The following is a 6,690-nucleotide window of genomic DNA, read 5'->3' as shown; positions in this document are numbered from 1 at the left end:
GATTAGAAGTTAGAGATTAGAGATCCGATCACTCTGATAGCTCCGATGGTTCCGATAGCTAACAGCCAATAGCTAACAGCCAACAGCCAATCCATGGGGGACACATTATATATAATGAGCTCATCAACCTCCCTATGGAGGAAATCGTAAATCCCTCGGTAGAGATTTCTGATTATCCAGTGAGGCGTAGGAAAATTCTTCGGACTTATGATTTCATTCTTCCGAAGTTTCATTTCATTCCTCCGAAGTTTTATTTCGCCCCTCCGTGGAGAATTTTCGTTTGCTACTTGGATATTCCCGATTTCCTACCAAGGAGAGACGCGTAGCCATTTTGACGCGTAGCGATTTGTAAGAACGCCCTCTCGTTAGACACGTCCCGTGTGTCCCTACAGCGGCTTACTCGTCTCATCGGGCTAGCCGAGAGAGCCAGCTTCACGCTGCGATTTCGTATCTTTGTAGCATCTATCAATTTATATGAGAGCGATGCCTAAGAGACTTATCTCCACCCTTTATCGGTCAGCACTGCTGTTGCTGACGCTATTCCTCTTTAGCCAGTGCGGTGCACGTAAGGCTACACCACGGCGGCCGCATGTCGAGCTACCCGAGTGCAGCATCAGTGATGACGCCTACTCGGTGCCTCAGCTACCTGGAGCTGAGATGCGCGCTGTGTGGCTCACCACGATCTTTGGACTAGACTGGCCGAAGGTCTCAGCTGATACTTACGCTGGTATGGTACGCCAGCAGGAGTCGCTCGACAAGATGCTTGATGCTTTTGTGCAGGCGGGGATTAATACGGTCTTCCTACAGGTGCGTCTGCGTGGTGATCTGCTCTACCCGAGCAGTCTCGAGCCGCTCTCGCCTACGGTCAGCAAGACGGGTGCGCTACCCAGTGGTTACGATCCCCTTCAGTACGCCATCGATGAGTGTCACCACCGCGGTATGAGTGTACATGCCTGGATGGTGGTCTATCCGCTAGGTACGAATGATCATGTGCGCTCGCTGGCTAAGCAGGGTAAAGGCTTCTACGCCGCGCATCCTGAGATGTGTCTCCGACAGGGCAACGCTTGGTTTATGGACCCCGCACAGCCTGCCGTACGTACCCACATGGCGCAGTTGGTACGCGATCTAGTCACCCGCTACGATGTGGATGGCGTGCACCTAGACTATATCCGCTATCCCGATGGGCCCACGAAGTTTAACGATCTCAAGAGCTACCAGCGCATGAACCCCGAGCGACTCCCCCGTATGGAGTGGCGTGAGGCGAATGTGACAGCCATGATCGACACGCTGCACCGCACGCTGCAAGAGGTCGCCCCCGAGGTGGCACTCTCTACAGCTTGCATCGGCAAGTATGAGCAGTTGCCCAAGCCAGCTCCTGGGGGCTACTTCTGCAAGAATGATGTGTCGCAAGATCCACTCGTATGGTTTCAGCGAGGCATCGTGGACTTTATCGTGCCGATGATTTATTACAAGGATGGGCACTTCAACTACTACATAGCAGACTGGGCTAAGCGCATCGCTCCCCACGGACCTGTCGTAGCTGGACTAGGCGTCTATCGCCTCTATGACAACTCGCGCTGGCAGCTACAAGACATCTACAATCAGCTCGACACGGTGGCACATTATGGTCTCCCAGGGGTGAGCTACTACCGCGCTGAGCAGTTCTTGCAGATGTACGATCAGCTACCGGCGGAGCGTCAGGATCAGCTCCTCATGCCGACACGTCGTCCTGCCTTCGGAGCAGAGCCGCGCATCCCCTTTGGTATGGCAAAGGTCGAGGAGATCATAGATCAAGGGGAGCACCTGACTATCTCGTGGGGCTATGACCTTCAGGAGCCGACGGGACACACCTTCAATCTCTACTATCGTCTCTACGGATCGCATCTCGACTGCCCTCTCGTATTACTAGGACAAAACCTTGCAGGCCGCTCGGCTACTATCTCGCGAGACTTCCTGCCGAAGGATGTCTTGATCGAGTTCTTTGTAGAGCCGACAGTCTTCAGCGGACATACTGGCCAGCTCTCTGCCGGGGCACTCTACTACAACTCCGATGAGCTAAAGAAGTAGTATGTGGGGGCTCTACCTGCACATCCCGTTTTGCCCCACACGGTGCATCTATTGCGACTTCTACTCGCAGAGCAACTTGTCGCTACAGAGTGCTTTCGTAGAGGCTCTCTGCCGTGAACTGACGATCTACCACGACCGTGAGCAATGGGCTACAGCTCCTCGTACCATCTACCTGGGCGGGGGCACGCCTAGTAGCCTTCCGCTCCCGCTCCTAGAGCGACTGATGCAGCATATCCGCTCGCTATGGTCGCTGGATGAAGCGATCGAGATCACCCTCGAGGCAAACCCCGAAGATGTATCGCCTGAGTGGGCTAGGGGAGTGGCGCAACTAGGCTTCAACCGCATCAGCCTAGGCGTGCAGAGCTTGAGCGAAGAGACGCTCCGCTTCCTACAGCGTCGCCACTCAGCTACACAAGCCGAGCTGGCGATCAGCTATATACGACAGACGGGCATTAGCAATGTGAGCATCGATCTGATCTTCGCACTACCTAAGGGTTATGAGCAGCACTGGTCCGAGAGCTTGGCGCATGCGTTGACACTGCCCGTGACGCACCTCTCCGCCTATGGCCTGACCTACGAGCGTGGCACACGGCTGGATCGTATGCGGGAGCGCGGAGCGGTGATCCCCTCGAGCGAGGAGACCTATGTGACGCAGTACTATGCGCTGGTCGCAGCTTGTCGGGAGGCAGGCTTTACGCACTACGAATTGTCCAACTGGGCCCTCCCTGGCTTTGCCTCTCAGCACAACAGTGCTTATTGGGACGGTACGCCCTATCTGGGGCTAGGCCCTAGCGCACATAGCTACATGGCAGGGCATCGCTGGTGGAATCTCTCCGACATACACCTATATATAGAGCGACTGCAGCAGGACACACTCCCCATAGCTGATGAGGAGTGGCTCACACCGACTGAGCTGTATGAGGAGTGCATCATGCTGGGGCTGCGCACCTGTCGTGGCATAGACCTACGTCAGCCCGTGCTGCAAGGAGCCCCGCTTATGGAGCGTGCCACCCCGTGGATCAAGCAGGGACTACTCACCCACACCGCCGATGACCACTTGCGTCTCACCTACGATGGGCTGATCTGGTGCGACCGCATCTGCGCGGCACTCTGCTAGCACGCTACCGCTGCGGTCATAGAGGAGCCATGTGGCTAAAGTGGGGGAGTAGGGGAGCCGTGTGAGAGGTTCATTTTACCTAGGTTAAGGTATTGACAGGCGCAAAGATAGCGTCTACCTTTGCAGATAGAAATACCAACATAACATTTCAAAGCAATGAAGAAAACCGGACTATATTTCGGCTCCTCTACGGGCCATGTCGAGGGCATCGCAGATAAGGTTGCCCAGCTACTAGGAATTGATGCAGCTGACGTGCACAACGTAGCTAATGCTACGCCAGAGTCTGCTATGGAGTACGACCTCCTCATCCTCGGCTCCTCTACTTGGGGCTATGGTGACCTGCAGGACGACTGGGAGGGCTTCCTCCCCAAGCTTGCTAAGCAGGATCTCTCGGGCAAGCAGTTTGCTGTCTTCGGCTGTGGCGACTCAAGCAGCTATTCAGACACTTTCTGTGATGCTATGGCAGAGATTGCTGAGCAAGTCACTGCTGCTGGTGCTACGCTCATCGGGCAGATCCCGGCAGAGGGCTATAGCTACGATGCTACACGCTGTGAGGTGGACGGTCAGCTCGTCGGCTGCTGTCTAGACGAAGACAACGAGAGTGACGAGACGGATGATCGTCTCGATACGTGGGTACAAGCTATCAAAAAGGCATAACGCATATCTGCGAAACTCCTTCATAATTCTTTTTTTTCTGTTAGTTAAGTGTGTATGTCGACCGAGTGGGTGATGCTGAGTGATAAGGTTTACGAGTTTCAGAAAGGGATACGTCCTTTATTTCTCTGTACCGTAAGCAGAGAGGTAGCACCTCTCCTGATGAGACGCTTGGAGCGTGCTGGCATAGCTTACCATCTAGAGGAGATCTCTAGTGTGTCACCGCGTGTCAATCTCTTCTTTGGCAAGGAGCTATGTATCGCCATTATCTCTGAGATGGTGAGAGGGCGATCTTTGACGACGCTCTCGCCTGAGGAAGACTTTATCCTCGGCACCCTGCTCGGCTACGACACTTGTCAGCAGTGCGAGCGCTATCAGCGACGTAAGCAGAGCGCGAGACAGATGGCCGCTAGCTAACGCGAATTGGCGTCACATAGTTAGACTGTTGGGTGATGGCGTAGTAGTTTGATCTACTCGTCATCACTCAATTGTTTTGTGGCAGGGGGATTATTTGCGGTATCTATATTTTTCGTACCTTTGCACCACGTTTTAGCCCAAAGGGAGATCAGCGCATACGCTATGATCTCAAATGAGGGCGAGCCGCTAGCTCAGTAGGTAGAGCACAACACTTTTAATGTTGGGGTCATGGGTTCGAGCCCCATGCGGCTCACAGACGATCCCAAAATACTTTATAGTGATACAACACTTCGGATGGTCTCTCGGTAACTCTTACTGGGAGGCTTTTTTGTTTTTAGGGCTAGGGGGGCGAGATTGTTCTGCTGCTTTGCGCTATATTTCTTACCTTTGCTCTCAGTACTATCAGCTACCCTATGAAGTCTCTAGTCAAAGTCTTCCTCACGATACTTCTAGTCACGATAGCCTGTCCGCTGGACATGCTAGCGCAACAAAAGACCTATACGGTCGTGATCGATGCTGGTCACGGCGGTCATGATGCCGGCGCCTGTGCTTTCGGCCGTAAGGAGAAGGATATCAATCTGGCGGTAGCACTCTTGACGCGCAAGTACATTGAGCAGGCGTACCCTGAGATCAAAGTCTATATGACCCGATCTACCGATGTCTTCGTAGGGCTGCAGCAGCGAGCTAATTTTGCCAATAAGAAGAAAGCCGACCTCTTCATCAGCATCCATACGAACTCGGCCTCGAGCTCCAAAGCCTCAGGCACGGAGACCTATGTGCTAGGTTTGCGCCGTGCCAACGACAACCTAGAGGTGTCGAAACGTGAGAACCAGGTAATCCTCCTCGAGAAGGACTACAAGGAGACTTACGAGGGCTTTGATCCAAACAGCACGGAGAGCTACATCATTTTTGAGTTTATGCAAAACGTACACCTGGCGGCCAGCATCAATGTGGCGAGCGAGGTGCAGAAGTCCTTTGTCAAGCTGGGACGAGGCAATCGCAGTGTGCGCCAGGGACCCTTCCTCGTGATACGAGAGACGGCTATGCCGAGCATCCTCATAGAGCTCGGCTTCATCACAAACAAGGCGGAGTCAGACTACCTCGCTAGTGAGAGTGGTCGCAAGGAGCTGGCGCAAGGTATCGCTGATGGCTTCTCTAGATACTATAAGAAGTATGTACGTGCGACTAGCCCCAAGCAGCAAAAGAGGCAAAAGGAGACTACATCTGACGAAGAGTCTGCATCGCAGCAAAGTAGTGCTACGACCTCCTCGGAGGGTGAGGAGTATTACCGCATACAGATCGCCTCTTCACGTCAACCGCTAGAGACGAGTGACCCTTACTTTCGCAACGCAAAGGATGTACAGCGCGAGCAGCGTGGCAAGCTCTACCTCTACACGGCCGAGCAGTGCAGCTCTCTCAGTGAGGCACGCCAGGCGCAGCAGAGACTTGCTAAGAGCTATCCAGACTGCTACATCGTGCGCTACCGCAAGGGCGTAAGAGACAAAGAAATATACTAAGAGACACAGCTGCACCATGCCACAGAAAAGACTCACACGACAGACTGTCAAGATAGGGTTCTTCACCCTCTTAGCGATCGTGATCCTATACCTAGGGATCACTTACCTCAAGGGGCTCTCCATATCGGCTCGCTCTAAGACCTACTATGTCGCTATGAATGATGTGACGGGGATTAATGTAGCAACACGAGTCTTCGTCAACGGATACAAGGTGGGCTCCGTACGTAAGATGGACTACGACTACCGCAATAATGGCGAGACGATCCTCACGCTCACGCTAGACCCCGACATCAAGCTACCCCAAGGTACGCAGGTGCAGGTCGCTCAGACGCTCCTCAGTGGCGCACTGGTCAACCTAGTCCTCCCCGAGGTAGAGACGGGTGCCTATCTTAATGCCAAGGACACCATACCTATGTCCATGCGTCCATCTGCCAAGAGCTTGGAGCAGCTACAGAGCGAGTTCGTACCGCGACTCTCCACCACGCTCAGCCGTATGGATAGCGTCTTACTACAAGCCAATGCGATCCTCTCGAATCCCAACATAGAGCCGACGCTCGCCGATGTGCGTCAGTCGGCACAGCATATCAACGCTTCATCAGCGCAGCTACAGCAGTCGCTTCGTTCGCTCCCCACCATTATGGGGCGCATCGATCACACCTCGGCAAATGTGGAGAGCTTTGCCTCTAGGCTCGACTCGCTACAGCTACAAGAGACGATAGCCAATCTAGAGAGCACCTCTCGTGAGCTCAAGAGCTTTACCCAAAGGCTCAACCAGTCCGATGGCACCGTCGGGCGACTCCTCAACGAGGATGGGCTCTACAACCGCATCGACAGCGTAACGACCAGTCTCGATGCGCTCATCCGAGACATCAAGGCAAACCCCAAGAAGTATGTCAAGCTCTCGCTCTTCTAACCGCA

At 53.9% G+C, this 6,690-nt stretch carries 6 protein-coding genes and 1 tRNA gene; all 7 read left to right on the top strand.

Translation table 11 applies throughout. The annotated features are described in order from the left end of the window. Positions 1-483: 483 nt before the first annotated feature. The 7 genes from RDM37_RS05600 to RDM37_RS05570 all read left to right on the top strand — a co-directional run bounded on the left by RDM37_RS05600 (position 484) and on the right by RDM37_RS05570 (position 6,685). On the top strand, positions 484-2,067 hold the full coding sequence (locus RDM37_RS05600) for a family 10 glycosylhydrolase (protein ID WP_308555744.1): 1,584 nt from the start codon (positions 484-486) through the stop codon (positions 2,065-2,067). 1 nt (position 2,068) lies between these two features. Further along, positions 2,069-3,184 (top strand): radical SAM family heme chaperone HemW, encoded by a 1,116-nt coding sequence (gene hemW, locus RDM37_RS05595; protein WP_308555742.1) that lies wholly within the window; start codon positions 2,069-2,071, stop codon positions 3,182-3,184. Positions 3,185-3,340: 156 nt separating this feature from the next. After that, the gene (locus tag RDM37_RS05590) at positions 3,341-3,841 is read left to right on the top strand and encodes a flavodoxin (RefSeq protein WP_298889424.1); all 501 of its coding nucleotides are present in this window, start codon (positions 3,341-3,343) and stop codon (positions 3,839-3,841) included. 54 nt (positions 3,842-3,895) lie between these two features. Further along, positions 3,896-4,255, top strand: coding sequence for a DUF2023 family protein (locus RDM37_RS05585; RefSeq protein ID WP_308555740.1), 360 nt, complete (start codon positions 3,896-3,898; stop codon positions 4,253-4,255). 180 nt (positions 4,256-4,435) lie between these two features. Beyond that, positions 4,436-4,508 (top strand) — tRNA-Lys (locus tag RDM37_RS05580). 160 nt (positions 4,509-4,668) lie between these two features. After that, positions 4,669-5,772, top strand: coding sequence for an N-acetylmuramoyl-L-alanine amidase (locus tag RDM37_RS05575; protein WP_308555738.1), 1,104 nt, complete (start codon positions 4,669-4,671; stop codon positions 5,770-5,772). A gap of 16 nt (positions 5,773-5,788) precedes the next feature. After that, entirely contained in the window at positions 5,789-6,685 is an 897-nt protein-coding gene (locus RDM37_RS05570; protein ID WP_308555737.1) for an MlaD family protein, read from the top strand. Positions 6,686-6,690 lie beyond the last annotated feature (5 nt).

The sequence above is a fragment of the uncultured Porphyromonas sp. genome (assembly GCF_902489635.1).
Taxonomy (GTDB): Bacteria; Bacteroidota; Bacteroidia; order Bacteroidales; family Porphyromonadaceae; genus Porphyromonas.
Note: the sequence above shows the minus strand (reverse complement) of the source record. Positions and strands in the feature narration are given on the sequence as shown.

What these genes read in the sequence shown, in the direction of transcription:
- RDM37_RS05600 (WP_308555744.1), top strand. Translation starts at nt 484, where the DNA reads ATGCCTAAGAGACTTATCTCCACCCTTTATCGGTCAGCACTGCTGTTG.
- hemW (WP_308555742.1), top strand. Translation starts at nt 2,069, where the DNA reads ATGTGGGGGCTCTACCTGCACATCCCGTTTTGCCCCACACGGTGCATC.
- RDM37_RS05590 (WP_298889424.1), top strand. Translation starts at nt 3,341, where the DNA reads ATGAAGAAAACCGGACTATATTTCGGCTCCTCTACGGGCCATGTCGAG.
- RDM37_RS05585 (WP_308555740.1), top strand. Translation starts at nt 3,896, where the DNA reads ATGTCGACCGAGTGGGTGATGCTGAGTGATAAGGTTTACGAGTTTCAG.
- RDM37_RS05575 (WP_308555738.1), top strand. Translation starts at nt 4,669, where the DNA reads ATGAAGTCTCTAGTCAAAGTCTTCCTCACGATACTTCTAGTCACGATA.
- RDM37_RS05570 (WP_308555737.1), top strand. Translation starts at nt 5,789, where the DNA reads ATGCCACAGAAAAGACTCACACGACAGACTGTCAAGATAGGGTTCTTC.